This is a genomic window from Clostridium sp. ATCC BAA-442, from assembly GCF_964239415.1.
Taxonomy (GTDB): domain Bacteria; phylum Bacillota; class Clostridia; order Oscillospirales; family Oscillospiraceae; genus Flavonifractor; species Flavonifractor plautii.
In genome coordinates, this window is record NZ_CAXSQB010000117.1 from 1 (window position 1) to 632 (window position 632).

Annotated in this window: 2 protein-coding genes; both read left to right on the forward strand. The window is 55.1% G+C overall.

Translation table 11 applies throughout. The features are described 5' to 3' along the window. Positions 1 to 30 precede the first annotated feature (30 nt). Positions 31 to 105, forward strand: a complete 75-nt coding sequence (locus tag ACESY8_RS19725) for a DUF551 domain-containing protein (RefSeq protein WP_154024631.1) — start codon at positions 31 to 33, stop codon at positions 103 to 105. A 3-nt stretch (positions 106 to 108) separates the two neighbouring features. Then, positions 109 to 324, forward strand: coding sequence for a helix-turn-helix domain-containing protein (locus tag ACESY8_RS19730; protein WP_498794974.1), 216 nt, complete (start codon positions 109 to 111; stop codon positions 322 to 324). Positions 325 to 632 lie beyond the last annotated feature (308 nt).

The following is a 632-nucleotide window of genomic DNA, read 5'->3' on the forward strand; positions in this document are numbered from 1 at the left end:
TCTGTAGGTTGGATTTTGTGGGGTGAATGGATGACGGATATTGGGCCCAGTGCGGGTAAAATCACCCACTGGATGCCACTCCCAGACCCGCCGAAGGAGGGATAGCCCGTGAACGAGTTCCCGGAGAGGCTGAGAAGGTTAAGAGAAGAGAAAAGACCAGTCAAAAGCATGGTGACGGTTTCGGAGCTATGCGGACTACCGAGTGGTGCGGTAAGAAAGTATGAGCGTGGGGAGGCGCGTCCTAATATGGCGGCCTTGATTGCGTTGGCTGACTACTATGAGGTAAGTTTGGACTACTTAACCGGACGAACAAATTTTAGGTAAAATTTTTTAAATTGTCCTTTTTTGGACAGCAAAGAAAGAATCTTACTTTAGAATGGGAGTGTGGGAGCGTATGCCCCTGCGCTCCCATTCCCCTTCCTCCTTCACACGGATGGGGTGGCGTCGGTGCATCTGCCGCCACCCCCTCTGTGTGCAATATGCCGCCGGTCGAACACCACCCCACTATTCGGGGCATGAGGGGTCGCGCCCCTCTGGCGGCGAATGGCTGTGGAGAGACACTATACCGGGTAGCCTAGAGCGTCTGACGGCCCCGGAGAAGGGACATGACGCCCGCCTGTCATGGAGGCGGA